Annotated in this window: 29 protein-coding genes; 15 read left to right on the forward strand and 14 right to left on the reverse strand. The window is 64.5% G+C overall.

Annotated features, from left to right (window positions below; all coding sequences use genetic code 11):
• Positions 1 to 957: GlxA family transcriptional regulator (locus BraRD5C2_RS03845; protein WP_223966949.1), on the reverse strand; the 957-nt coding region annotated here is incomplete at its 3' end.
• A gap of 64 nt (positions 958 to 1021) precedes the next feature.
• Between BraRD5C2_RS03845 and BraRD5C2_RS03850 the strand changes: the two genes are divergently transcribed.
• Positions 1022 to 1726, forward strand: coding sequence for a DJ-1/PfpI family protein (locus BraRD5C2_RS03850; RefSeq protein WP_223967207.1), 705 nt, complete (start codon positions 1022 to 1024; stop codon positions 1724 to 1726).
• 30 nt (positions 1727 to 1756) lie between these two features.
• Here BraRD5C2_RS03850 and BraRD5C2_RS03855 read toward each other — a convergent pair whose 3' ends face one another.
• Entirely contained in the window at positions 1757 to 2236 is a 480-nt protein-coding gene (locus tag BraRD5C2_RS03855; protein ID WP_223966951.1) for a hypothetical protein, read from the reverse strand.
• A 247-nt stretch (positions 2237 to 2483) separates the two neighbouring features.
• On the opposite strand from BraRD5C2_RS03855, the gene BraRD5C2_RS03860 reads away from it, so the two are divergent.
• From BraRD5C2_RS03860 to BraRD5C2_RS03880, 5 genes are all read left to right on the forward strand, one after another.
• Positions 2484 to 3548, forward strand: a complete 1065-nt coding sequence (locus tag BraRD5C2_RS03860) for an amidohydrolase family protein (RefSeq protein WP_223966953.1) — start codon at positions 2484 to 2486, stop codon at positions 3546 to 3548.
• A gap of 74 nt (positions 3549 to 3622) precedes the next feature.
• Positions 3623 to 4735: an amidohydrolase family protein gene (locus BraRD5C2_RS03865; RefSeq protein ID WP_223966955.1), complete on the forward strand. Its 1113-nt coding sequence runs from the start codon at positions 3623 to 3625 to the stop codon at positions 4733 to 4735.
• Between the two features lie 7 nt (positions 4736 to 4742).
• Complete coding sequence (locus BraRD5C2_RS03870) at positions 4743 to 5156, forward strand: Rieske (2Fe-2S) protein (RefSeq protein WP_223966957.1); 414 nt, start codon at positions 4743 to 4745, stop codon at positions 5154 to 5156.
• 148 nt (positions 5157 to 5304) lie between these two features.
• Entirely contained in the window at positions 5305 to 5922 is a 618-nt protein-coding gene (locus BraRD5C2_RS03875; protein WP_223966959.1) for a glutathione S-transferase family protein, read from the forward strand.
• Between the two features lie 60 nt (positions 5923 to 5982).
• Positions 5983 to 8058 carry an FAD-binding oxidoreductase gene (locus BraRD5C2_RS03880; RefSeq protein WP_223966961.1) on the forward strand — a complete coding sequence of 692 codons (2076 nt, stop codon included), beginning with the start codon at positions 5983 to 5985 and terminating at the stop codon, positions 8056 to 8058.
• 54 nt (positions 8059 to 8112) lie between these two features.
• Here BraRD5C2_RS03880 and BraRD5C2_RS03885 read toward each other — a convergent pair whose 3' ends face one another.
• Positions 8113 to 8466: a hypothetical protein gene (locus BraRD5C2_RS03885; protein ID WP_223966963.1), complete on the reverse strand. Its 354-nt coding sequence runs from the start codon at positions 8464 to 8466 to the stop codon at positions 8113 to 8115.
• A gap of 123 nt (positions 8467 to 8589) precedes the next feature.
• A complete protein-coding gene (locus tag BraRD5C2_RS03890; protein ID WP_223966965.1) occupies positions 8590 to 9165 on the reverse strand; it encodes a TetR/AcrR family transcriptional regulator in 576 nt (191 codons plus the stop codon).
• Between the two features lie 125 nt (positions 9166 to 9290).
• Between BraRD5C2_RS03890 and BraRD5C2_RS03895 the strand changes: the two genes are divergently transcribed.
• Positions 9291 to 10268 carry an MDR family NADPH-dependent oxidoreductase gene (locus BraRD5C2_RS03895; protein ID WP_223966967.1) on the forward strand — a complete coding sequence of 326 codons (978 nt, stop codon included), beginning with the start codon at positions 9291 to 9293 and terminating at the stop codon, positions 10266 to 10268.
• 27 nt (positions 10269 to 10295) lie between these two features.
• On the opposite strand, the gene BraRD5C2_RS03900 is transcribed toward BraRD5C2_RS03895, so the two are convergent.
• Positions 10296 to 12296 (reverse strand): hypothetical protein, encoded by a 2001-nt coding sequence (locus BraRD5C2_RS03900; RefSeq protein WP_223966969.1) that lies wholly within the window; start codon positions 12294 to 12296, stop codon positions 10296 to 10298.
• 38 nt (positions 12297 to 12334) lie between these two features.
• Here BraRD5C2_RS03900 and BraRD5C2_RS03905 point away from each other — a divergent pair, with 38 nt between their 5' ends.
• Entirely contained in the window at positions 12335 to 12535 is a 201-nt protein-coding gene (locus tag BraRD5C2_RS03905; RefSeq protein ID WP_223966971.1) for a hypothetical protein, read from the forward strand.
• Positions 12536 to 12663: 128 nt separating this feature from the next.
• Here the strand turns inward: BraRD5C2_RS03905 and BraRD5C2_RS03910 are convergent, their stop codons facing one another.
• The 3 genes from BraRD5C2_RS03910 to BraRD5C2_RS03920 form a co-directional block, all read right to left on the reverse strand.
• Complete coding sequence (locus BraRD5C2_RS03910; protein ID WP_223966973.1) at positions 12664 to 13434, reverse strand: COG4705 family protein; 771 nt, start codon at positions 13432 to 13434, stop codon at positions 12664 to 12666.
• Between the two features lie 78 nt (positions 13435 to 13512).
• The gene (locus BraRD5C2_RS03915; RefSeq protein ID WP_223966975.1) at positions 13513 to 13911 is read right to left on the reverse strand and encodes a hypothetical protein; all 399 of its coding nucleotides are present in this window, start codon (positions 13909 to 13911) and stop codon (positions 13513 to 13515) included.
• A gap of 54 nt (positions 13912 to 13965) precedes the next feature.
• Positions 13966 to 14742: a COG4705 family protein gene (locus BraRD5C2_RS03920; protein ID WP_223967208.1), complete on the reverse strand. Its 777-nt coding sequence runs from the start codon at positions 14740 to 14742 to the stop codon at positions 13966 to 13968.
• A 246-nt stretch (positions 14743 to 14988) separates the two neighbouring features.
• Here BraRD5C2_RS03920 and BraRD5C2_RS03925 point away from each other — a divergent pair, with 246 nt between their 5' ends.
• The 4 genes from BraRD5C2_RS03925 (at position 14989) to BraRD5C2_RS03940 (ending at position 18791) form a co-directional block, all read left to right on the forward strand.
• Positions 14989 to 15651, forward strand: a complete 663-nt coding sequence (locus tag BraRD5C2_RS03925; protein ID WP_223967209.1) for a response regulator transcription factor — start codon at positions 14989 to 14991, stop codon at positions 15649 to 15651.
• On the forward strand, positions 15648 to 16952 hold the full coding sequence (locus BraRD5C2_RS03930; protein WP_223966977.1) for an ATP-binding protein: 1305 nt from the start codon (positions 15648 to 15650) through the stop codon (positions 16950 to 16952). Before BraRD5C2_RS03925 ends, BraRD5C2_RS03930 begins: the two co-directional genes overlap by 4 nt.
• Before the next feature lie 187 nt (positions 16953 to 17139).
• Positions 17140 to 17952 carry an amino acid kinase family protein gene (locus tag BraRD5C2_RS03935; protein ID WP_223966979.1) on the forward strand — a complete coding sequence of 271 codons (813 nt, stop codon included), beginning with the start codon at positions 17140 to 17142 and terminating at the stop codon, positions 17950 to 17952.
• 14 nt (positions 17953 to 17966) lie between these two features.
• Positions 17967 to 18791: an amino acid kinase family protein gene (locus BraRD5C2_RS03940; RefSeq protein ID WP_223966981.1), complete on the forward strand. Its 825-nt coding sequence runs from the start codon at positions 17967 to 17969 to the stop codon at positions 18789 to 18791.
• A gap of 183 nt (positions 18792 to 18974) precedes the next feature.
• Here the strand turns inward: BraRD5C2_RS03940 and BraRD5C2_RS03945 are convergent, their stop codons facing one another.
• Positions 18975 to 19373: a hypothetical protein gene (locus tag BraRD5C2_RS03945; RefSeq protein WP_223966983.1), complete on the reverse strand. Its 399-nt coding sequence runs from the start codon at positions 19371 to 19373 to the stop codon at positions 18975 to 18977.
• 187 nt (positions 19374 to 19560) lie between these two features.
• Here BraRD5C2_RS03945 and BraRD5C2_RS03950 point away from each other — a divergent pair, with 187 nt between their 5' ends.
• On the forward strand, positions 19561 to 19932 hold the full coding sequence (locus BraRD5C2_RS03950; protein WP_223966985.1) for a cupin domain-containing protein: 372 nt from the start codon (positions 19561 to 19563) through the stop codon (positions 19930 to 19932).
• Between the two features lie 24 nt (positions 19933 to 19956).
• On the opposite strand, the gene BraRD5C2_RS03955 is transcribed toward BraRD5C2_RS03950, so the two are convergent.
• The 5 genes from BraRD5C2_RS03955 to BraRD5C2_RS03975 form a co-directional block, all read right to left on the reverse strand.
• On the reverse strand, positions 19957 to 20193 hold the full coding sequence (locus BraRD5C2_RS03955) for a hypothetical protein (protein WP_223966986.1): 237 nt from the start codon (positions 20191 to 20193) through the stop codon (positions 19957 to 19959).
• 83 nt (positions 20194 to 20276) lie between these two features.
• Positions 20277 to 20444, reverse strand: a complete 168-nt coding sequence (locus BraRD5C2_RS03960; protein ID WP_223966988.1) for a hypothetical protein — start codon at positions 20442 to 20444, stop codon at positions 20277 to 20279.
• A gap of 43 nt (positions 20445 to 20487) precedes the next feature.
• Positions 20488 to 21606, reverse strand: a complete 1119-nt coding sequence (locus tag BraRD5C2_RS03965; RefSeq protein ID WP_223967210.1) for an acyl-CoA desaturase — start codon at positions 21604 to 21606, stop codon at positions 20488 to 20490.
• A gap of 233 nt (positions 21607 to 21839) precedes the next feature.
• Positions 21840 to 22049, reverse strand: coding sequence for a cold-shock protein (locus BraRD5C2_RS03970; RefSeq protein ID WP_097671727.1), 210 nt, complete (start codon positions 22047 to 22049; stop codon positions 21840 to 21842).
• A gap of 240 nt (positions 22050 to 22289) precedes the next feature.
• Positions 22290 to 22898 carry a TetR/AcrR family transcriptional regulator gene (locus BraRD5C2_RS03975; protein WP_223966990.1) on the reverse strand — a complete coding sequence of 203 codons (609 nt, stop codon included), beginning with the start codon at positions 22896 to 22898 and terminating at the stop codon, positions 22290 to 22292.
• A gap of 112 nt (positions 22899 to 23010) precedes the next feature.
• Here BraRD5C2_RS03975 and BraRD5C2_RS03980 point away from each other — a divergent pair, with 112 nt between their 5' ends.
• Together BraRD5C2_RS03980 and BraRD5C2_RS03985 are read left to right on the forward strand one after the other, a co-directional pair.
• Entirely contained in the window at positions 23011 to 23706 is a 696-nt protein-coding gene (locus BraRD5C2_RS03980; protein ID WP_223966992.1) for a PspA/IM30 family protein, read from the forward strand.
• 56 nt (positions 23707 to 23762) lie between these two features.
• The gene (locus tag BraRD5C2_RS03985) at positions 23763 to 24038 is read left to right on the forward strand and encodes a YiaA/YiaB family inner membrane protein (protein ID WP_223966994.1); all 276 of its coding nucleotides are present in this window, start codon (positions 23763 to 23765) and stop codon (positions 24036 to 24038) included.
• Positions 24039 to 24264: the final 226 nt, after the last annotated feature.

Below are 24264 nucleotides of genomic sequence, written 5' to 3' on the forward strand. Positions count from 1 at the left end.
CGACAGCACGCGCAGGAAGCTGCGGCGCATCGTCTCCTCTGACCCGAAGCCGCAGCGCCGCGAGATTCGCTTGACCGGCAGGCGCGTCTCCGAGAGCAGGTGCCGGGCGCCCTCGACCCGCAATCGCTCGATCGCGCGTGCCGGTGTCAAGCCGGTTGCATCGGCGTAGTGCCGGCTGAAGCTGCGCTCGCTCATGCCGGCCTGTTTCGCCAGCGTCGAAAGCGAGAGGTCGTCGGCCAGATGGCCGCTGATCCAGTCATGCAGCGCGCCGAACCTGTCGTCGGTCGTTTGCAGCGACAGGATTTCGCTGAATTGCGCCTGTCCGCCGGGCCGCTTGAAGAACACCACGAGATAGCGGGCGACGGCAAGCGCTGCCGCGCGGCCGAGGTCCTCCTCCAACAGGGCTAGCGCGAGATCGATGCCGGAGGTGACGCCGGCCGATGTCCAGAACGATCCGTCGCGCACGAAGATCGGATCGGACTCGACGCGAACATCGGGAAAGCGCTCGGCGAGTTCCGAACAGAATTGCCAATGGGTCGCGGCACGACGGCCATTGAGAACGCCCGATGCGGCGAGCAGGAACGCGCCGGTGCAGACCGATGCGGTGCGGCGTGCTTGCCCGGCGCGTCCGCGTACCCAGTCCACCAAAGCGCGATCGGCCGCCGCTGCGTTGACGCCGTCGCCGCCCGGAATCACCAGCGTGTCGACCGCTGTGCTGACGGCAGGCAGCGGGTGCACCGCGAGCCCGACACCGGCCGATGCTTCGATCGTGGGCCCGTCCTTGGCGACGACGCGGACCTCATATGGCTCGGCATTGCCTGCCCTGGCCGCCAGCGCGTTGGCGGAAGCGAACACCTGCAATGGCCCGGTGACATCGAGCAACTGCACCGCCGGATAAGCCAGCACTTCGATCAGGCGGCGGCCGTTTGGCGAGAAACGTGGGTTGGTTGGCGTCATCGCCGAAACCTGCCGCGCTAGATTCGCTTTGTCCATAGCGCAAAGAAAGTTCGAGGGAAGTTCAATGATTGCTCACGATGTCCACTTGCGGATCGGATCACTGCTGTTCGAAGGCGTCGATCAAATCGATCTGACCGGGCCGTTCGAGGTGCTGTCGCGGATTCCGAATTCGACCTACCGCATCTACGGCAAGACCGCCGAGCCGGTCCGCGACATCAAGGGATTGCGGCTGACACCGGATGCGACTCTGGCCGAAGCGCCGCCGCTCGACGTGCTCCATGTGCCGGGTGGCTTCGGTCAGCAAGCCCTGATGGAGGATGCGGAAGTGCTCGGCTGGATCAGCCGGCAGGCGGCGGGGGCATGCCGCATCTTCTCGGTCTGCACGGGCGCGCTGATCTGCGGAGCGGCGGGCCTTCTGAAGGGGCGCAAGGCGACGACGCATTGGGCGTCGTTTCATCTGCTGCCGTTCTTCGGCGCGACGCCCGTGAACGAACGCGTGGTGGTGGACGGAAGCTTTGTCTTTACTGCCGGAGTCACGGCAGGCATCGACGGCGCATTGCGGCTCGCGGCTGAATTGCGCGGCGACGATGCCGCGCGCGCGATCCAGCTCTATATGGTGTATGCGCCGGAGCCGCCGTTCGACAGCGGCACGCCGGAGACCGCGCCACCCGAGATCCTGCAGCAGTCACGCGAGGCCGTACGCGCGATCACGGCGCAGCGGGAGGAAACTGCGCGCCGCGTGGCCGCTAGGTTGGGTGTCGTGGTGTAGGGAGATTGAGCGCCGCCTTTCAGATGCGCTCTAATTCCCCGGCTCGAAGCTGCAATCGGCGCCGCCGCCGGCCTTGTCCTTGATCACGGCGGGATCGAGTGTGCAGGACAATTTCGACAGTGCTTCGTAGATCGTCCCGGCGGCGCCGTCGCCGGGAACGCCAGCGAGCGCCACGGTCGCGTAGATCGCGTTGGCTTCGCGGCCCTTCACGGTGTGGGTCCTGCTGCCGAAGGTCAGCGCGCAGGAGCGCGAGGTGATGTCGACATTGCTGGCGCGGCAGACGACCTTGTCGGCGGTGACGGTGATCTTCCTGTTGGTGCGGACATTGCTGTCGCCGCCAAAGAACGCGGCGACCGCCTTCTTCTTCCTGGTCGGCAGCGACGAGTACGGCGCGACTACGCCGGCGAGCGCCAGCGCGACCGAGCCGGAGGTGGTCGCGGGCGCAGCCCATGCGGCGGACGAGGCCAGCGACAATGAACATGCGAGGATCGTCAATCGGTCAAGCCTCATTCCAACTCTCATTCTCGTCTCCTGAAGCTGCGCTTTCCGCGACGCAAAATCGCTAGCACGTCTGACAGCGCGCATGGGTGATACCGTTCACATGCCATTCTGCAACTTCACGTGAGGCCGGTGCGCGCACAGGGCAGGGCGGCCCCGCGTGGACCCGCTTGCACGATCGCGCCATCGGCGTCACAGTCCGCTTCGCGGCAGCGGTGCCGCCAACAACCAAGACAAGAATTTCACTTCGAGGAACGCCATGGCGGCCACGCGCATCGACTGCGACATCCATCCCGCGGTGGGGGGAACGCGCACCACGCTGCTGCCGTATCTCAGCGATCACTGGAAGGAACAGGTCGTCAGCCGCGCCATCGACGGGCTGGATCTCAATTCCTATCCGCCGTCCATGCCGCTGTCCGGCCGCGCCGACTGGCGGCCGGCCGACGGCCGCAAGCCCGGCAGCGATCTCGCCATGGTGCAGCGCGGCGCGTTCGACCAGCTCGGCGCCAGCCACGCGATCTGCAATGTCGTCTATGGCGCGCAGGCGGTGTTCGATCCCTACATGGCGGCGGACTTCTGCAAGGCGATCAACGACTGGATCGCGGTCGAGTGGCTTGCCAGGGACACGCGGCTGCGCGCCTCGATCGTGGTGCCGATCCAGGCGCCGGACCTTGCGGTCGAGGAGATCGAGCGCCGCGCCGGCGACAATCGTTTCGTCTCGGTGCTGGTGCCCTCGCAAGGCGAGATGCTGCTCGGGCGGCGGCACAACTGGCCGATCTATCAGGCCGCGGAGAAACACAGGCTGCCGATCGCGATCCACGCCGGCAGCGCCTACCGCGGCGCGCCGAGCTCGATCGGCTGGCCGTCCTATCGCTACGAATATTATCTGGCCGAAGCGCAGGCGTTCCAGGCGCAGACATTGAGCCTGATCTATGAGGGCGTGTTCGGAAAGTATCCGGGCTTGACTGTCGTGTTGATGGAGTCCGGCGTGAGCTGGCTGCCGGCCTTCATGTGGCGCGCCAACAAGACCTGGCGCGGCGTGCGCGTCGAGGTGCCGTGGGTCGAGCGCGAACCGGCCGCGATCATCCGCGATCATTTCCGCGTCACGATGCAGCCGTTCGATGCGCCGATGGATGCAACTGGCGTTGCCGACATCATCGACCAGATCGGCTCTGACAAGATGTTCCTGTTTGCGTCGGACTACCCGCACTGGCAGTTCGATGGCGACGATCCGGTCCCGCCGCATCTGCCGGCAGGTCTCGTCAAGCGGATGTGCGAAGATAATCCGTTGGAAACCTTTCCGCGTCTGAAACTCGACTCGTAATTCGCGCGCATGATCCGGAAAAGTGGGAACCGGTTTTCCGAATAGATCATGCGCCAAACAAAATGGAGGATCGCATGAGTGACGTCATCGACCGCCCGATGCTCGATCAGGAGACCACCGCCGCGACGCGGCTCAAGATCATCGATTGCGACATCCATCCGAGCATTCATGCGCACAGCGATCTCAACGAGTTCCTGCCGAAGCGCTGGCAGCAGCATCTCAAGGAATACGGCAGCCATCTGCGCACGCCCTATATCGGTACCACGCCATACCCGCGCTCCTCGCCGCTGATCGCGCGGCGCGATGCGTGGCCGCCGACCGGCGGCGTGCCCGGCTCCGATCTCGATTTCATGCGCAAGCAGCATCTCGATCCGTTCGATGTCGAGTTCGGGATCCTGCAGGTGCTCGACCTCTTCATCTTCTCGCAGCAGAATCTGGAATTCGGCGCCGCGATCCAGCGTGCCATCAACGACTGGCAACTCGCCTTCTGGGCGCATCGCGATCCCAGGCTGAAGGCCTCGATCCTGGTCGGGCAGGACGGCTCCGACCTCGGCCTCGCCGAGATCGACCGCTGCGCCAAAACCGGTGAGTACATCCAGATCAACGTCTCGCCGCGCGCCAACGAACCGCTCGGCCGCCGCCGCTACTGGCCGATCTATGAGCGCGCGCAAGAGCTCGATCTGCCGCTCGGCATCCATGTCGGCGGCTATGGCGGGCATGCGCCGACCGGCGGCGGCTGGCCGTCCTATTATTGCGAGGAGCATCAGTCGAACGCGCATACGGTGGCCTCGAACCTCACGAGCCTCGTGCTGGAAGGCGTTCCCGAACGCTTCCCGAAACTGAAGATCGTGTTCATCGAGGGCGGCTTCGGCTGGATCCCGGCGACGATGTGGCGGATGGATCAGCATTTCGAGCGCTTCCGCAGCGAGGTGCCTCATCTGAAGCGCAAGCCGAGCGAATATGTGAAGCAGCATTTCTGGTTCACGACCCAGCCGATCGACGAGCCGGATGAAGCCAAGCACCTGCGCCAGCTGATCGAATGGGTCGGCATCGACCGGCTGCTGTTCTCGTCGGATTATCCGCACTGGGACTATGACGACGCGCGCTACGCCTTCAAAACGCCGCTGACGGAGGCTGAGCGGCGCAAGATCTTCAACAGCAACGCCCGCGCGGTTTACAAGTTCTAGGATTCCGATGGCCCGTCACATCGTCGCGCGCACCAGTGAGATTCCTGCCGGCGGCAACAAGGTGTTCGACCTCGAGGGCCGCGACATTGTCGTGTTCCACGTCAATGGTGAGTTCTTCGCGCTGCTCAATCGCTGCCCGCATGAGGGCGCGCCGCTGGAGAAGGCGGCCTGCGTCGCGCGCCTGACCTCGCCGGAGCCCGGCATCTACCAGCGCGACCGTGTCGGCGAGATGCTGCGCTGTGCGTGGCACGGCTGGGAATTCGACATGCGCAACGGCCAGTCCTGGTTCGATCCCAAGCGATTCAGGATCCGCTCCTATCCGGTCGCGGTCGAGAGCGGCGCCGAGTTGCAGAAGGGTCCGTATGTCGCCGAGACGTTTCCGGTGCACATCGAGGACAACTACGTGATTGTCGAGCTGTAACGGGCTGCCGCGTGCCCTATCATAACGGGCGTTATTGCGGCATCTGCAATAATGAAGTTCCGTCGGCGATCATTATAATATCCAATGCAATGGGCCACCTTGAGGTCGCGGTCGGGATAACCCCGTCCACGACATCAGGAACGGCACCATGAAGCTTTATCACTTTGCTCTCTCCGGCCATGCGCACCGCGCCCGCCTGTTCATGTCCCTGCTGGGCATTCCGCACGAGGTGGTCGACGTCGACCTCAGGTCCGGCGCGCACAAGACGTCGGAATTCCTCACGCTCAATCCGTTCGGCCAGGTACCGGTGCTCGACGATGACGGCACTATCATTGCCGACTCCAACGCGATCCTCGTCTATCTCGCGACCAAGCTCGGCCGCACCGACTGGCTGCCGCAGGATGCGAAGGGCGCCGCCACGGTGCAGCGCTGGCTGTCGGTTGCCGCCGGCGATCTCGCCTTCGGGCCCGCCGCTGCGCGGCTGATCACGGTGTTCGGCGCGAAGTTCAATCCGGACGACGTGATCGCGCGCGCCCACATGCTGCTGAAGCGGCTCGAAGCCCACCTTGCCGATCGCGACTTTCTGGTCGGCACGCAGCCGACGATCGCTGATGTGGCGCTCTACAGCTATCTGTCGAGTGCGCCCGAGGGCAATGTCGATCTCTCCGCCTATCCGCGCGTCAACGCGTTCCTGCGCCGGATCGAGGCGTTGCCGGGCTTCGTCCCCTTTGCCAAGACGCGCGCCGGTCTGGCGGCCGCTGCGTGACATGTCGACCGGGCGTGCCCGCGGGCGCGCCCGTCCAACCCCGCAGGGGAGGGCGATGCGATGAGCGACAGGCGAACCAAGAGCAAGCTCGCGACCTGGCATGCCGGCGAGATGGCGATCCAGCAGAAGGTCGGCGTCGCCGAGAAGTTGGCGGCGGTCGGCCAGCGCGCCGTGCGCGACTTCATGCCCGACCAGCATCGCGATTTCTTCGCGCAAATTCCCTTCATCGTGGTCGGCAGCGTGGACCGCCGCGGCGACGCGTGGGCCTCGTTGCTGGCCGGCCGGCCCGGTTTTATCTCTTCGCCGACGCCGCGCAGCCTCGAGATCGATGCGCGGCCCGACCCCAGCGATCCCGTCAGCGAGGGCATGCGCGAGGGCGATGCGATCGGATTGCTCGGAATCGAATTGCACACGCGGCGTCGCAACCGTGCCAACGGGCTGCTCCGTGCATCGTCAGGCAAGGCGCTAAGCTTCGAGCTCGACCAGAGCTTTGGCAATTGTCCGCAATATATCCAGCTGCGCGATTTCACGTTCGTGCGGGAGCCGGCTGAATCTTTCAAGGGAGAGATTGAGGAAAGCACGACGCTCGATCAGGCCGCGCGCGACACGATCAAGGCGGCGGATACGTTCTTCGTGGCGTCCTATGCCGAGCGCGAGGATCGTCGCCAGGTCGACGTCTCGCATCGCGGCGGCAAGGCCGGTTTCGTTCGTGTTGCCGGCGACGGCACGCTGACGGTCCCCGATTTCGCTGGCAACCTGTTCTTCAACACGCTCGGCAACTTCCTCGTCAACCGCAAGGCGGGGCTGCTGTTCGTCGATTTCGAAACCGGCGACATGCTGCAACTGACCGGCGATGCCGAGGTGATCCTGGACTCGCCGGAGATCGCCGCGTTTCAGGGCGCCGAACGGCTCTGGAGTTTCCGCGCCCGCCACGTGGTGCGCAGGCGCGGCGCGCTGCCGCTGCGCTGGGCCTTCCGGGCCGAAGGCTGGTCGCCGAATGCCTTGATGACCGGCGATTGGGCGCAGGCCGTCGACCGGATTCGCGCCGCCGAGCGCGCCACGCAATGGCGCCCGTTCAAGGTGACCAAGGTCGTCGACGAGAGCCGTTCGATCCGCTCGTTTCATCTGCAGCCGGACGATGGCGCAGGGCTGCTGCCGCATCAGGCCGGACAGCATCTGCCGATTCGCCTTTCATTGCCGGGCTCCGGCAAGCCGGTCATTCGCACCTATACGCTGTCGGTCGCGCCGTCGGACGGCACGTACCGCATCAGCGTGAAGCGCGACGGCCCGGTGTCGCAGCATCTCCACGACACGATCCATGTCGGCGACATCATCGAGGCGCGGGCGCCGAGCGGCGGCTTCACGATCGATGCGCGCGAGAAGCGGCCCGCGGTGCTGCTTGCCGGCGGCGTCGGTATCACGCCGATGCTCGCGATGCTGCGCCACGTGGTCTATGAGGGCCTGCGCACCCGCGGCATCCGGCCGACCTTCCTGTTCCAGGCTGCGCATGCCAAGGAGGAACGCGCGTTTGGCGACGAGTTCCAGCAACTGGCCGAGGCCGCAGGCGGCGCAGTCCGGATCATCCGCGTCCTCAGTGACGTCGATGGCGCCGAGCAGGGTATCGATTACGACGCCGCGGGGCGGATCGACATGGCGCTGCTGTCGCGCGTCCTGCCGTTCAACGACTACGACTTCTATCTGTGCGGCCCGCCGCAGTTCACCCAATCGCTCTATGACGCCCTGCGCGGCTACAACATCGCCGACGGCAGGATTCACGCCGAGGCGTTCGGTCCATCGTCGCTGGTGCGGAAGCCGGACGTGGCCACGACAGTGCCGCCGCGCCGGCGGCCTGCGACCACGCCGGTCCCGGTCGCCTTCACCGCATCGATGAAGGAGGCACGCTGGACGCCGGAGTCCGGAACGCTGCTCGAACTGGCGGAGGAACGCGGTCTCAGCCCCGCGTTCAGCTGCCGGGAAGGCAATTGCGGAAGCTGTCGAACCAAATTGTTGGCAGGCGCCGTGACCTATCTGAAGCAGCCAACCGCCGAGGTGGCTGACGACGAGGTGCTGATCTGCTGCGCGGTGCCGGCGAAGCCGGATGGCGACGGCGAGGGGCGGGTCCAGCTGGATCTTTGATCAACCGAGTTCGCCGACCACGCAACCCGCGCGACGCGCCGTCTTCGCTGACGCTCAGCCCATGCTGCCCGGCATGAAACAACGCGGCCGCGGGTGGCCATTGAGGTAATACGGCCAGACCATGGTGCGACCGGCGCGGTTCGGGCCAGCGACGACGGCCTCGTCGGGAACGTCAACCCACTCACCCTCGAGGCGGACGCGATAGTGACCGTCCTTGGTGTCCCAGTCGGCATCATCGACGCGCTGCGCGTCGCTGCCGTCGCAGCAGGGTCCCTTGCCGCTATGCAGGCTCTCGTACCAGCCGTTCAACTCGGGATGCTGGTGATCATGGGCTCGCACTGGGCCGAGCGCCGGCAGCGCCAGCAAGCCGGAGGCAAAAAGCATCGCACGCCAAGACGGTTTGTTCATCTGATCCCCAGACCCGGATGGCCCAGCAGCCAATCCGGACATGGTCATCGCACGCGCGACATCAATAAGATGATAGACGACATATATTCACATTCATGCGAGGGCGCGGTGTGCCGCCGGGGCTCAGGCGAGCAGGCCCAGCACCTGGTCGATCACGGCCTTCACCCGTTTTGAATCCGGCCTCTGGTGTGCTAGCGCCAGCAGTCCGGCATGCACCACCATGATGGTGTGCGCAGTGACGTCGGGGTCAAAGCCCTTCCTGAACTCGGCGCGATCGGCGCGCAGCCGCGCGCGCAGCAGCTCTTCGAGCCGCCGGTTGTAGCGTTCGATGCTCTTGCGGAACTCGGCCTGGTCGAGCGAGCCGTCGGTCGCGGAATTGATCGACAGGCAGCCGCGCTGTCCCTTCTCGCCCGAGCAATACGGGATGAAGCCGGTAAGCCATTGCCTGATGGCTTCGCGGGCCGGCACAGGCTGCGCCAGGGTGCGCTCGGCCCAGCCCAGGATGCCGTCGTGATAGCGGTCGAGCACTTTCAGGAACAGCGCGTTCTTGTCGCCGAACGCCGCATAGAGACTGGGCTTGGCGACGCCGCTCGCGGCCGTGATCTCGTCGAGCGAGGTCGCCTGAAAGCCCTTCTGCCAGAACACCTGACGGGCGATTTCCAGGACGTTGTCCGGATCGAAGCTGCGCGGCCTTGCCATATCTCTGTTTTATGTACTCCCGCGTCGGATGTGAAGCCTTCACCTTGCCGTGAAGGCAATCCGGACCATTGACGTCATCGCTATTCTGTACTTATTAGTACATAACGAAATCGGGAGTTGCTGCCATGAAGGCTGTTCAAGTCGTTGCGTTCGGACGTGCCCAGGATGTGGTCAAGCTCAACGAGGTGCCCGACGTCGGCAGTCCGGGCCCCAGCGAGGTCGTGGTCGCGGTGGAGGCCGCGCCGATCAATAACTCGGATTTCATGATCATCGCCGGGCGCTACGGCTATCTGCCGACGCCGCCGGCGACTCTCGGGATCGAGGGCGTCGGGCGGGTCGTCGCCGCGGGATCGCAAGTCAAGAAACTCAAGGTCGGCGATCGCACGCTGATCCCGTTCACCGTCCCGACCTGGACCGAACGCGTCAAGTTCACGGCGTCCTGGCAGCGGCCGCTGCCCGAGAAGGCGGATGTCCGGCAACTCTCGATGATCGCGGTCAATCCGGCGACCGCTTATCTGCTGCTGACCGATTTCGTGAAGATCCCGCATGGCGGCTGGGTGATCCAGAACGGCGCCAATTCAGCGACCGCGCGCGCCGTGATTGCGGTTGCCAAATCGCTCGGGCTGAAGACGGTCAACGTCGTCCGGCGCGAGGAGGTCGTCGACGAGGTCAAGGCGGTCGGCGGCGATATCGTGCTGGTCGACGGGCCGGATCTCGCCAAGCGGGTGGCGAAGGAGACCGGCAGCGCGCCGATCCTGCTGGCGCTCGACGTCGTCGGCGGCACGTCCGCCTTGAACCTGATGAACTGCCTGGCGCCGAAGGCTATGCTCGTCATCTACAGCGCGATGAGCGGACAGCCGTTCTCCGGCTCGGCCTTGAGCGTGATCTTCAATGAAGTGTCCGTCCGCGGCTTCTGGCTCGGCCATTGGGGCAAGACTGCAACCGACGAAGCCTTGGCCAAAATGTACGACCATCTCGTGCCGATGGTCGCATCCGGCGCGATCAGCGCGCCGGTTGTCGGGAGCTACGGCCTCGAGGGATTCCCGGAGGCCATCGCGCAGGCGGCAGCATTCAAGGGCAAGGTCATCTTCACGCCGAACTAGAGCATATCGGGCGAAGCCGCAGCGCCGCTAGACGATGGTCGTGAGCACGAATGCGTGCCAGGAGCCCCAGTCGATGCCGTCGAACGCGCGCACATACATCGGCTCGGCGCCGGTGGCCGCGCCGCCGCGGACCCACACGTCATCGACAGCAGCGGCGCTGACGTCGATGATGGTGCTGGCTGCCCAATGCGAATTCGCGGAAGTCCAGAAGTAGCCGCTGTCGGCGGTATTGCCGCCGTCGAAGAACTGATACTCGGTCGCGGGATTTGCGTCGACATCGGAGTAGGACAACAAATTGCTGACCTGGCTCCACTCGTTGACGTGCAAGGTCTGATCGCTGATCGAAGCGACCGGCGCGTGGTTCGGCAGCGAGGTCAGGATAAAGCTGTCCCAATTGCTCCAAGCGGTCCCGTCGAAGGCCCGCACATACATGGTTTCGGAACCGCCGGCGGTGCCGCCTTGCACCCAGATATTGGCCAGATCGGACGATGCAACGTCGATGGGGGTGCTGGCTGCCCAGTGTGAATTGGCGGGGGTCCAGAAATAGGCGCTGTTGGCGGCACTGCCGCCGTCCCAGAACTGGTACTTGGTGATCGCATCGCCGTCGGCGTCGGATGCCGTCGTCCAGTTGACGAGCTGCGCCCACTGCGCGGCGTTCAGCGAATGATCGCTGATCGTAACCGTCGGGGCGGTGTTGGTGGACGTCACGATAAAGGGGTCCCAATTGCCCCACGCGGTCCCGTCGAAGGCTCGCACATACATGGTCTCGGAGCCGGGCGTCGAGCCGCCCTGAAGCCAGAGGTTGTCCAGGTCGGACGCCGAAACGTCAATCGGGGTGCTGGCCGCCCAGTGCGCATTGGTCGGTGTCCAGAAATAGGCGCTGGTCGCGCCCGTACCGCCGTCCCAGAATTGATACTTGGTGATCGTATCACCCTCGGCATCGCTGGTGCTGAGCCAAGCCTCCGGCTTGACCCATTGATTGACGTGAACCGACTGGTCGTTGATGGTCGCGACCGGCGGCGTGTTGACCGTCGACGTCAGCGTGAAGGTATCCCAATTGCTCCACGTGGTGCCGTCGAACCCCCTGACCCACATCGTCTCGGAGCCGGTCGCCGAGCCGCCCTGGATCCAGACATTGGCGAGGTCCGCGGCAGAAACGTCGATCACGGTGTTGGCGTCCCAGTGGGAATTGGTCGGAGTCCAGAAATAGGCGCTGGTCGCGGCTGTGCCGCTGTCCCAGAACTGGTACTTCGTGATCGTATCGTTGTCGGCATCCGACGTCGTCAACCAGTTGCCGACGGTGGCCCACTGGCCCATGTGCACGGAATGGTCGCCGCTCGTCACGACGGGGGCCGTGTTCGTCGACGTCAACGTGAAGGTATCCCAGTTGCTCCAGTCCGTTCCGTCGAACGCTCTCACCCACATGGTCTCGGAACCGGTCGTGGAGCCGCCCTGGACCCAGACATTGGCGAGATCGGCGGCCGAAACGTCGATCGTCGTGTTGGCAGCCCAGTGGGAATTGGTGGGAGTCCAGAAATACGCGCTGGTGGCGGCCGTTCCGCTGTCCCAGAACTGGTACTTGGTCGCAGCATCGCTGTTGGCGTCGGAGTAGTTCAGCCAGTTCGTGACCTGCGCCCATGTGTTGGTGTGCAACTGCTGGTCGTTGATCGTGGCGACGGGCGGCGTGTTTGGAATCGTCGTGAAGGTGAACGCGGTCCAGTTGCTCCAGTCCGTCCCGTCGGAGGCGCGTGCCCAGAGTGCCTCGGAGCCTCCGACCGAGCCGGCACGCACCCACACATCGGAGAGATCGGACGCTGCAACATCGATGACGGTGCCGGCATCCCAATGGCTATTGCTGGGAGTCCAGAAATAGCCGCTGGTCGCGGACGTGCCACTGTCAAAGAACTGAAAGCTCTGCGCGGGATTGCCGTCGGCGTCGAAATAAGTCAGCCATGGCTGCATCTTCTGCCACTGATTGTACAACAGGCTGTGGCTGCCAATCGTGACGACCGGTGCGGTATTGGCCATGGTTTGCGTCCTCGTGGTGCGCCGGTCGAAGCCGGCTAATGTCCAAGGTGCAAGGCAATCAATTTTTTGCTCGCGAAGGCGCTGGTGCTGAACCAGCGTCATTGGGCCGAGAGCAGCGCATCAAAAAAGCAGACAGTATCGAGATCAGGATCGCAGGATTTGAGCGCGTCATCTATGACCGGCGTCACACCCGCTGGCCGAGCCAACTGCGGCAAAACGTCCTAGACCTCGCTTCGTAACCACGTCACAGAGGGGGCTCCGTTCACGGAGTTCGCGCGGCGGAGCATCGATCGCGAGACGATGATCGCGGCGCGCCAAGCTGCCCGCACTCAGAGAACGATGTCCGGTGCGGGCAGAGGCTCGACGTTCACGCGTGTTCACCGGCTCGCTGCGGCAGGATGAAGACCAGGGCCGCGATCGCAGCGGCGAGAGCGATTGATGCCGTGTAGCGGCTGAGCGCAAGGCCGCCGTGATCCAGCGGCTTGTCGAGGAAATCGCCGACGGTGGCGCCGAGCGGCCGGGTCAGGACGAAGGCGATCCAGAACAGCACTGTGTGCGATATTCTGGTCCAGAGATAGGCGGCGGCGACGATGGCGATGCCTGCGGCGAACACGACGGCGCCGCCGCCATAGCCGAGGCCGGTGGAATCGGCCATCCAGTCGCCGAGCGCGGTGCCCAGCGTCTGCGAGAACAGGATCGTGATCCAGTAGAAGGTTTCGGCCGCCTTGTTGTCGATCGATGCGATCGAGACCGTTCCCATGGTGCGATACCATGCAACAAGGGACGCAACGAGCAGGCCGGCGAGCAGCGATGAGCCGCCGAGATATCCGATGCCGAGCGAACGGTCGACGAAATCAGCAAAGGTCGTGCCGACGGTCGTGGTCGCGATGATCACCGTCCAGTAGAGAGCCGGATGAAGGCGCTTCGCCGCCATCTGCGCTGCGACGGCAGCAGCGAAGATGACTGCGAAGATCGCGGTGCCGCCGAGATAGCCGAGATTCATCGACATCGTGACGGCGTCGCCGCCGGTCTCGCCGAGCGTGGTGGCGAGAATCTTGATGGTCCAGAAGCCGAGCGTGACGGCGGGGACCTTTGCCGCGCGCTCGTCCGCGGCGGTGTCGTGCAATAACAATTCCATGGGGTTCTTTCGCTCCGGGAGGCCGGGTCGCCGGCGGACGATGCCGCCGGCGGGTGGTCGAAATGCTGGATGGAGAGATCAGGCCTTCATCGAGTCCATGATCGACAGCAGCTCGGCGAGCGCCTTCTTGCACTTGGCCGCATCCGGATTGGTCTCACGCACCGCTTCGAGCGCGCGATCGATCGCCTTGTCGACCGTGTGCCAGTCCGCGGCCGCACGCGGCTTCAATCCGGCTTCCGCTTCGTCCCATTTGGTCTCGAGATCCTTGATCCGCGTCTTGGCGCCGACGAGGTCCCCCTTGTCGACCAGTGCCGCGACATCTGCAGCGATGTTGCGAAATGGCGCCAGGTCGCCGAGCCTGGAGGCGGCCGTCTGCGTGTGAGGCAGCAGTCTGAGGCCTGCGTTGGCATCGGGGAGCGGCTGGATCACTGCGAGCGCAACAATCGCCGTCGCCAAGCTGAGTGTCGTCTTGTTCATCGTGGTTCTCCTTTGTGGGGGCTTCGATTGATGTCGGTCGGGACGCAGTTGAACTCACGCGCCGGGCGATGCCTCGGGCTTGCGGCCGGCGTCGCCTTCGAACGACAGCCAGGCGACCAGCGCGACGATCACCGTCAGGAAGGCGAGGCTGGTGTAGATCGTGCCGAAGCCGAGGCCGCCATATTCGCGGGCCTGGGACAGCAGATCGCCGAATGATGCGCCGAGCGGACGCGTCAGGATGTAGGCGAGCCAGAAGGTCAGCACCGCGTTAGCGCCGAGCGCATAGGCCGCCGCGATGACTGCGATGAGTGCTGTGAACGCGACCACCCCGACGTTGAAGCCAAGGCCCAGCGCTTCGGTCGCAAGATCACCCGCAGCCGTGCCGAGCGCGAATGTGAACAGGATCGCGGCCCAGTAGAACAATTCGCGCCGTTGGGTCACGATGCTGTGGATCGACAGCGTCCGTTCGACCGAAAACCAGATCGCGAAGGTCGCGGCCAAAGCGATCGCGAAGGCGGCCGTGCTGACATAAAGGCTGATCTCGAGCTTGTCGGTCATCGCATCGGTAATCTGCGTCCCGACGATGCTGACGAGCACGACCGTCAGCCAGTAGACCCACGGCACGTAGCGGTCCATCCGCAATTGGATGGCCAGCACTGCGGCTAGCAGCGTCATCATCAGCAGGCCGGTTACGCTGGTGCCAAGGCCGACATGGACGGCGAGGTAATCGGCGCCGGTCTCGCCGACGGTGGTCGACATGATCTTGATCAGCCAGAAGACGAGGGTGACTTCGGGGACCTTGTTCAGCATGCTGCGGCCGATCGGTCTGATATCCAGCACGGTGTAAAGCTCCGCTTTTGAGAGTATCGGCGGTTCCGCCGAGTTCGAAAGCGAGCCTGCACGGCGAGACTTAGCCCCGGCTTAGGCGGGCGGCGCGGCCGCCATTTAAGCGCCGAAAGCCCCTAAGTTGCGGCTAAGTCGAAACTGATATGATCGCGGAAGCGTCGCCGGCTGATCGGTGGACGCAGTTTCACCGGGGCCTACTCCCGGTGCGAATCGGGGATGGATTGCCAGGCGATGCGGGTGCTCGTGGTGGAGGACGACAGGATGATCGGCGCCGCCGTCGTCGAGGCGCTGCGGGATGCGGCCTATGCGGTCGACTGGGTGCGCAATGGCGATCTCGCCATCGAAGCCAGCCGCAGCGAGACCTACGACATCGCGCTGCTCGATCTCGGCCTGCCATTGACCGACGGGCTCGACGTTCTCAAGGCGATCCGGGAGCGCGCTTCGCGCCTTCCGGTGATCATTCTCACCGCACGCGATGCGCTGAACGATCGCATTCGGGGACTTGATCTCGGCGCCGACGATTACCTGGTCAAGCCGTTCGAGATCGCCGAGTTGCTGGCGCGCATGCGCGCGGTACTGCGGCGCGAGGGCAGCGGAGCGCCGCCGGTCCTGACCAACGGTGAGCTTCATCTCGACCCGGCCACGCGGGAAGCTACTTTTTGCGAAGAAAAAGCCGTGCTCAGCGCACGCGAGTTCGCCCTGCTTCAGGCGCTGCTGGCGCGGCCGGGAACGATCCTGTCCCGTGCCGAGCTCGAGCGCCAGATCTACGGCTGGCGCGAGGAGGTCGAGAGCAACGCGGTCGAATTCCTGATCCACGCCGTGCGTAGAAAACTCGGCGCCGCGGCGATCAGAAACGTGCGCGGCGTCGGGTGGATGGTGGATCGTTCGAGATGATGAGATCGCTGCGCGGGCGCCTGTTCGTCGGACTCACCGCGATCATCCTGCTGACCGGCGCCGTCGGCGGACTCCTGGCGTACAGATGGGCCTACAGCGAAGCGATCGAGATGCAGGACTCCGTCCTGATTCAGATCGGCAGCTTCGCGCTCAGCGCTCCGATCCGGCAAAGCCGCCCGGTCACCGGCATCGACGCGGAAGCCGAGGTCGCCGTCGTCGAGCTCGGCGAGGTGCCGCGCGGCGCCGCCGATGAACGCCGGCTCTGGGGACTGACGGATGGGCTGCACAATGATGTCTATCACAGCCAGCCGGTGCGCGTGCTGCTTCGGACCCGGCCGGACGGCAGCCGCTTTGCGGTGACGCAGCAGACCGAGATCCGCACCGAGATCGCGGGCGACATGGCCGTACGCACGCTGTTGCCGATTGCGGCGTTGGTGCCGTGCCTTTTGCTGATGACGGCATTCGTGATCGCCCGATCGTTCCGGCCGATGTTGCGCCTCGCCGGCGATCTCGATGCGAGCAGGGTGGATGATGTCGGTGCCTTGCCGGTGACGGGCGCGCCGAGCGAGCTGCAACCGTTCCTCGGCTCGATCAACGGCTTGCTGGAGCGGGTGCGCGTCATGATGAACCAGCAAAGGCGTTTCATCGCCGACGCGGCCCATGAACTTCGAACGCCGGTCACCGCGCTCAGCCTGCAAGCGGAAAATCTCGCCTCCCTCGACATGCCGGCGGAGACGCGCGACCGGCTCGATGCGCTGAAGAGCGGCATGCGGCGCACCAAGCATCTGCTCGAGCAACTTCTCGCGCTGGCGCGTCAGGACGCTGCGCCGTCTGTCGTGAGCGCACCCGTGGAGCTGGACAAGATCGCGAAAGGCGTCGTCGCCGATCTGCTGCCGGAGGCCGCAGCGCGCAACATCGATCTCGGCTTCACGACGGTCGAGGTGGTCGCGGTGAACGGTGATGAGCTGTCCCTGATCTCGGCAGTCCGGAACCTGGTCGAGAACGCAATCAAGTTCACGCCGAACGGAGGGGCCGTCGATCTTGCCGTCGCCAGGGAGAACGGAATGGCCGTGATCCAGATCGAGGACACCGGACCGGGGATTGCGCCGCAGGATCTGGCGCGGATCGGCGAGCCGTTCTTCCGCGGCGGTCAGCCGAGCGGCGAGGGCGCCGGGCTCGGGCTCTCGATCGTGAAGCGCATCGTCGATCATGCCGCCGGTTCGGTCCTGTTCGAAAATGTGACCGGTGCCGGACGTTCGGGCCTGCGCGTGACCGTCAAGCTGCCGGCGAACACCGGGTGAGGCCTGGCGGCCGGCAAAATGGGCGCCGGTCGCGCGGCATCATCGCCATTGCATCTTGAGACCCGCCCGGACTATCGCTACCAGTGCAGTTCGGATGCGGGCTTTGCGAGCCGCCGGTGGAGACCGGTTCGGATGTCGCGGGGCCGACGGAAGCAATGCCAGGCGCATTGGAGAAAGGACGTTTCTCATGGCGAACACGACGGCGGAGCTTGAAGCGCTCCTGATGCAGCGGTCGCTGACCGATCCGCAGCTCCTGGCGACGGCCGAGGCCGCGTCGAATTTCCGGATCCTGCCGGATGCCGCGGTGATCAAGATCGGCGGCCAGAGCGTCATCGACCGCGGCCGCGCCGCGGTCTATCCGCTGGTCGACGAGATCGTCGCGGCCCGCAAGGCGCACAAGATGCTGATCGGGACCGGCGCGGGCACCCGCGCCCGCCATCTCTACTCGATCGCGGCCGGGCTCAGATTGCCGGCCGGCGTGCTCTCGCAGCTCGGCGCCTCGGTTGCCGATCAGAACGCCGTGATGCTGGGCCAGCTTTTGGCCAAGCACGGCATCTCCGCGGTCAGCGGCGCCGGGCTTTCGGCTGTGCCGCTCTATCTTGCCGAGGTGAACGCGGTGATCTTCAGCGGCATGCCGCCTTACGGGCTGTGGATGCGGCCCGCAGCCGAGGGCATGATCCCGCCCTACCGCACCGACGCCGGATGTTTCCTGGTCGCCGAGCAGTTCGGTTGCAAGTCGATGATCTATGTGAAGGACGAGAACGGCCTCTACACCGCGAACCCCAAGACCTCGAAGGGCGCCACCTTCATTCCGAAGATCTCGGTCGCCGAGATGAAGGCGAAGGGATTGCAGGATTCGATCCTCGAATTCCCGGTGCTCGATCTGCTCGCCACCGCACGCCATGTCCGCCAGGTGCAGGTCGTCAATGGCCTCGTCTCCGGCAATCTCACCCGCGCGCTCGCGGGCGAGCATGTCGGCACCATCATCACCGCGAACTGAGCAGGGACACGACCATGGATGACACCATCAAGCACGTCGCTTCGCCGCTCGCGCGCCAGACCCTGCTCGACAGCGATCTCACCCGCCCCGTCGCCGGCGGACGCCCGATCCCGCTGCTGCCCTGGGTGCAGGTGGTGAAGATCGGCGGCCGCTCCATCATGGATCGCGGCCATGAGGCGATCCTGCCTGTTGTCGACGAGCTGCGTTCGCTGCTGCCCGAGCACCGCATGCTGATCCTGACCGGCGCCGGCATCCGCGCCCGCCATCTCTACAGCGTCGGCCTCGACCTCGGTCTGCCGGTTGGCTCGCTCGCGCCGCTCGCTGCAAGCGAGGCCGGCCAGAACGGCCACATTCTCGGTTGCCTGCTCGCGCCGGAAGGCGTGTCCTATATCGAGCATCCGACCATCGCGAGCCAGCTTGCGATCCATCTCTCCGCGGCCCGCGCGGTGGTCGGCAGCGCCTTCCCGCCGTATCACCATCATGAATTCCCGGTCTCGCGCATCCCGTTGCACCGCGCCGACACCGGTGCGTTCTTGATCGCCGATGCGCTCGGCGCCGCCGGCCTCACCATCGTCGAGGACGTCGACGGCGTGTACAGCGACGATCCGAACGGTCCCAACGGCAAGAAGGCCCAGCTGCTGCGCGAGACCAGCTTCGCCGATCTTGCCAAGCTAAAGGGCACGTTGCCGTTCGATCCCGCGCTGCTCGAGGTGATGGCGAACGCACGGCACATCGAACGGGTGCAGGTCGTGAACGGCCTGGTTCCCGGCCGGCTCACCGCAGCGCTGCGCGGCCAGCATGTCGGGTCGATCATCCGCACCGGCGCACGGCCGGCGTAAATCGCGCCGCCGACTCCGCTTTACCTCGCCCCGCGCGCGGGGAGAGGTCGGAATGCATCGATAGATGCATTCCGGGTGAGGGGGAGTCCCCACGGACCCAGCTATCACCGTACGCGCGGAGATGACCCTCACCCCAACCCTCTCCCCGTAAGAACGGGGCGAGGGAGCACATCTACATTGCGACTACTTGATCGTGGCGTGCACGGTGATGACCGAGGTGCCGGAGGCCTTCGGTCCCTGACCTGTCGCCTTGATGGCAAACGTATCGTTGCCCTTGTACTTGGCCTTCGCCCTGTATTCGAAGGTCGATGCGTTGATCTTCTTCAATTTGCCATAGGCCGGCTTTTGCGAGATCGACGAGTCCGTCACCGTGCCGCGGATCCCGATCGGGATCTGGCAGCTTTCGCCGGCTGCGAGGTCGATATCGCCGGTCGAATTCTCTCCCCAATCCGCCAATGTCACCGACATCGAGCATTCCGGCACGGCCTGCGCCGAAGACGCCGGCGTGACACTTGATGCCGCGAGGATGAGCGCCAGGGCGGCTGCTCCCGACGATCGCGTGGTAACGATGCTCGTTCTCATGCAAGGCTCACTGCTGAAGATGTTCGGCGCCGAAATCCTGCAACGTGGAAGCAAGGGTGGCAAGGGCCTCGCCTCAACTGCGTGACATGTGTTGAAATGCTCGGGCGCTTGTTGCGTCGTTGGAGCGCAGCAATAGTCGCGCCCGATCCGATCGGGACAAAGGCTCGCGTGACAAGAAAGGGTTCCAATGGCTGAAAGCAACAACGGTCAGGCCAACGCTCAGCAGGCCGGCTTTGCCGGCGTCACGCGCAAGACCCTCGAGCGACTGCAACTGCCCGGCGATCAGCGCGACCTTGTCGTTGCCGAGGTGACCTATCCGCCCGGCGGAGTTGCTCCGCTGCACCGGCATCCGGTCGGCGGCGTGATCTTCATCGTCGAAGGCGTCGCCGAGTCCGCCTATGGCGACGAGGCGCCGCGGCAATATCGGGCAGGCGAGACCCTGCAGGACCGGGCCGACGTTCCGCACACGCTGTTTCGCAATTGCGACCCGGAACGGCCGCTACGCTTTCTGACGATCTACGCGCTCGAACCCGGGCGCGCCTACACGATGGAGCCGTGAGGTCTGGGTGTTTCCGTCAGCTGTTCAGCTCATCACGAGCTTGATCTGGCCGCCCTCAATGGTCCCCGCCGCAAGGGCATCGCGAGCCCTCTTTTCAATGGCCGGCCAATTCGCGAGCAGATATTTGTGCGCCTGCATCCTGGTTGGGAACGTGGTTTGCAGGGTGCAATCCTGCCGCGCGTTTCCGTTCGCAATCTGAAAGGACACCGCTTGGGGTCCCTCATTGATCTCTTGTTCGGTGGGCTTGGGAAGCTTGCGCATGCTGCTCCTTCACGAAGATTCTCGCGCTCGTCGCGAATGGAATTCGGTCGCATCCAGAGCCGGGCGATCCGGTCGCGTGGCGCTTAATCGACGTCGGCGGCTCCAGCCGCGGTCTTTTTGGCTTTTGCCGGGCGCGGTTTCGACGTCTGGTCCGGGCTCGGCGTGTTACGCACGGCCTCGGTCAGCATCTCGCGCAATTCGGCCTTGGTCTTGGGTGCTTCGCGCTTGCTCGGTTTTTGCCAGTTGGTCATTGAGTCTATATGGGGATGCCCGAGGCAAAATGCTACCGCTCTCTCAAGCTTTCGGGTTTACCCCGGCCACCGGCGGCGGAACGGCCAGAAGGAAGCAGACCGATTCCACCAGCAGCTCATGTGCACGGTCGACGATGTCGTCCAGCGATGGCGTCTTCGCGAACATGGCCTGGGCTTCAGCCAACAACTGCTCGCGCGTTGGCATGCTGGGCAGATGCAAGTCGGCACGATGCTGCAACAGAAAAAGCGCGTCCCGCACCGACAATCCGGTTTCGTGGATTGAGGATTTGATCGCCTGCGCAATGTGTTCGGGGTTGAAACGGCCGGCAAGCTGCTCAGCCGTCCGCTTGATCACGCGCGATCCCAGGCGCTGTTCGTTGCGGAGAACCTGCGCGGGCGGCGCCTTGAGATCCCAGACGACACCGAACCAGGACAACACCACCAGGACATAATAGGTCGCATCAACCTCCCACCAGCGGAAGCCCTGCCGCGCGCTGCTTTGATAGGCGTGGTGATTGTTGTGCCAACCCTCACCCATCGTAACCAGCGCCAGCAGCCAATTGTTGCGGGAGTCATCGCCCGTCACATATCGCTTGCGACCGTGAACATGTGCGAGGGAGTTGATGCAGAACGTCGCGTGATACAGCAGCACGGTGCTCCAGAAGAAACCGGCCAGGAGCCCGGGCCACCCGGCAATGAGGAAGCACAGGACTGCGACCACGACCGCCGGCAAAATCTCAAATCTGTGCAGCCACATCAACTCCGGATACGCGGCAAAATCCGCGACTTTCGTCAGATCAGTCGCATCGTGCTGTCGATAGAAGATCCAGCCGAGATGACTGTACACGAAGCCTTTGTGCCGGGGTGAATGCACATCCTGCTCGGTATCCGAATGAAGATGGTGATGTCGATGTTTCGCAGCCCACCAAAGGACGCTTTTCTGGGCGCTGCTTTGGGCCAGGAATGCGAGGATGAACTGAAACGTCCGGCTGGTCGAATAGGCTCGATGCGAGAAGTAGCGATGATACCCGGCCGTAATCGCAAACATGCGCAGCCAATACAGCGCGACGCAAATTGCAATCGCCGGCCATGAGACGCCCGACCAGATCGCCGCCAGACACCCCAAATGGACCAGCACGAACGGGAGCACCTGCGGGTACATGATGTCGTCGTGCTGCGGAGCTGGATCGATCTTGGTGGACACGCTCGCGACCTCAGCTGCTTCGATGCGCAGGCCGCTTCGCCGGCAGACGGTTCAAGTCCTGATCCTGGCGGGCATTGCGCGCGGTGTTGATAAAAGAGAACCCCGCGGCCGGGTGACCAGTCGCGGGGTCGCGTAACCTGAAGCTTTGCCAGTTCATCCGTGGTCAAAGCAGCATGGCTAATTGCCGCAGCTTACACCGCGCGCAGATTGTCCGCAGCAGATTTGCCGGTGCGGCGGTCTGCAACGATTTCAAAAGAAACCTTCTGACCCTCGTTGAGGGAGCTCATGCCGGCGCGTTCGACGGCGCTGATATGAACGAAAACGTCCTGGCCGCCGTCGTCCGGCTGAATGAAGCCGAAGCCCTTCTGGCCGTTAAACCACTTCACAGTTCCCATGCTCATGGAACATCGTCCTTTGGTATAGATGCGTGTTTGGAGCCGCACCCGAGGGCGCAGCAGGCTAATTCGAAGTTTAGGGGGTGAGGGTCGTCAGTCAGGCACGCTATGAGCGGCGAGGCCAAGTCGTTCGGCCGAAACTCGATCCGGGGAAGTTAACTACAGTTCGATCGTTCCGCAAGGGGCCTTCCTCCTTTCTCTGCCTGACCGCACGGCGGGGACACCGTGCGATTACGGGCACCTGCGCTATTCCTTCTTCGCCGTCAGGCCGTCGACCATCGCGCGCGTCAAGGTCGAGATCTCGCTGCGCAGCGCCCCGATCGGCACCGCGATCAGCTTGTGCTCCAGCCCGAGCGCGACCATGCCGTGGACGGCAGAGAACAGGCTGCGCGCGGTGACGCCGAGCTGGGCCGGCGAGCGCTGCGGAAACAGCGCGGCGAGCGGCTTGTAGATGTGGCGGAACAGTTCCATCTGCTCGCTGATCGCCCATTCCGGCACCGGCTTGCCGGGCTGCATGCGATGCTCGAACAGCGCGCGCCACAGTTCGAGATTGTCGGCGGCGAAGTCGCAATAGGCGACCGCGATCCGGACCAGCATCTCGCGCGGCGCGGCCGCGCCGCGGATCTCGGCCAGCGACAGCGAAGCATCGAGCCGGGCCAGGGTGCGGGAGCCGACGCGCAGGATCAGCTCGTCGACATCCTCGACCAGATTGTAGACGCCGCCATTGGCGACGCCGATTTCCTGCGCCAGTTCGCGCGTTTTCAGGCCACCGAGACCCTTTGCCGCAATTGCCCGTTCCGCCGCCTCGATCAGCGCTTCGCGCAGTTTCGCTCGTCGTTCCAATGCTTTGGACATGCTTCACCCGTCGTTAACCAGATGCGTGAGCGGCGCTCAAATAAATCTTGAGCGTCGCTCAGTATGTGGTACAAGAGATTCATGAGCGATGCTCATATCAGGGAGTGACCAAATGTTCAAAACTGTTTTGACGATTTTCCGCGGCAGCGTGGCGGCAGCCGAAGAGGAACTGCAGGATCGGACTGCGCTGGTCGTGCTCGACCAGCAGATGCGCGATGCCGCCGCCGCGGTCGACCGCTCGAAACGGACCCTGGCGCTCGCCATTGCCGGCGACGCCCAGGAGGGCCGGCGGCTCGAGGCGACCAATGCGCGGATCGCCGATCTCGAGGTGCGGGCGTCGGCGGCGCTCGAGGGCGGCCGGGACGACCTCGCCCGCGAAGCCGCGCAGGCGATCGCCAACCTCGAAGCCGAACGCGACGCCGCGATGACCGCGCGCACGCTGTTCGCCACCGAGATCACCCGGCTGAAGCGCCACGTCGCCAACGCCGAGGCGCGCATTGCCGAGCTCGATCGCGGCCGGCGCCTCGCCCGTGCCTCGGAAGCGGTGCGTTCGCTGCGCCGAAGCGGCATCGAGGCGGCGCGGCCCTATGAGTCGACGCTGCCGGAAGCCGAAGCGACGCTGAAGCGACTGCGCGAGCGCCAGATGGAGATCCAGGCGGCCGATGACGCGCTGTTCGAGATCGACACCGCCTCGGGTCCGCTTGTGGTCGCCGAGAGGCTCGCCGAACAGGGCTTTGGCCCGCGGATGAAATCGACCGCCGACGATGTGCTGGCGCGCTTGAGAGCCAAGCGCCCGCCTGCCGCCTGAGAACTCGAGCCTGAAACCAAGCCAACTTCAAACCACATATCATCAAGGAGACGATCATGAACCAGACCATCCAACCCCACAGCGGCAGCTGGATCACCTTCACCTACGCGTCCTTCGCAGCCTCCGCCTTCCTCGTCGCCGTCGGCGTGTTCTTCCTGCCCATCGACCTCTGGATGAAGGGCTATCTGACGATGGGCATCGTGATGCTGGTCCAGACCTGCATCACGCTGACCAAGACCGTGCGCGACAATTACGAGAGCGGCAAGTTCGTGAACCGGATCGAGGACGCCAAGGCCGAGCGCCTGCTGATGGAAGTGTCCAAGGCAGGGTGAGCCGGAGCCGATGCCAAGCGGCGGGGGTTTTTTCACCCGCCGCTCTCCAATAAAGGCCAATGCCCAAAACTCTCCACGTCATTGCGAGGAGCGTAGCGACGAAGCAATCCATCGCGCCACGTACGCGGAACGATGGATTGCTTCGCTGCGCTCGCAATGACGGTGGATAGGCCGCAAGCCGCTTACCACCAACTTGTTCCGTTTCCGGAAGGCCTTGTTTACCCTG

It is taken from the genome of Bradyrhizobium sp. RD5-C2, assembly GCF_019972155.1.
In the GTDB taxonomy this organism is placed as follows: Bacteria; Pseudomonadota; Alphaproteobacteria; order Rhizobiales; family Xanthobacteraceae; genus Bradyrhizobium.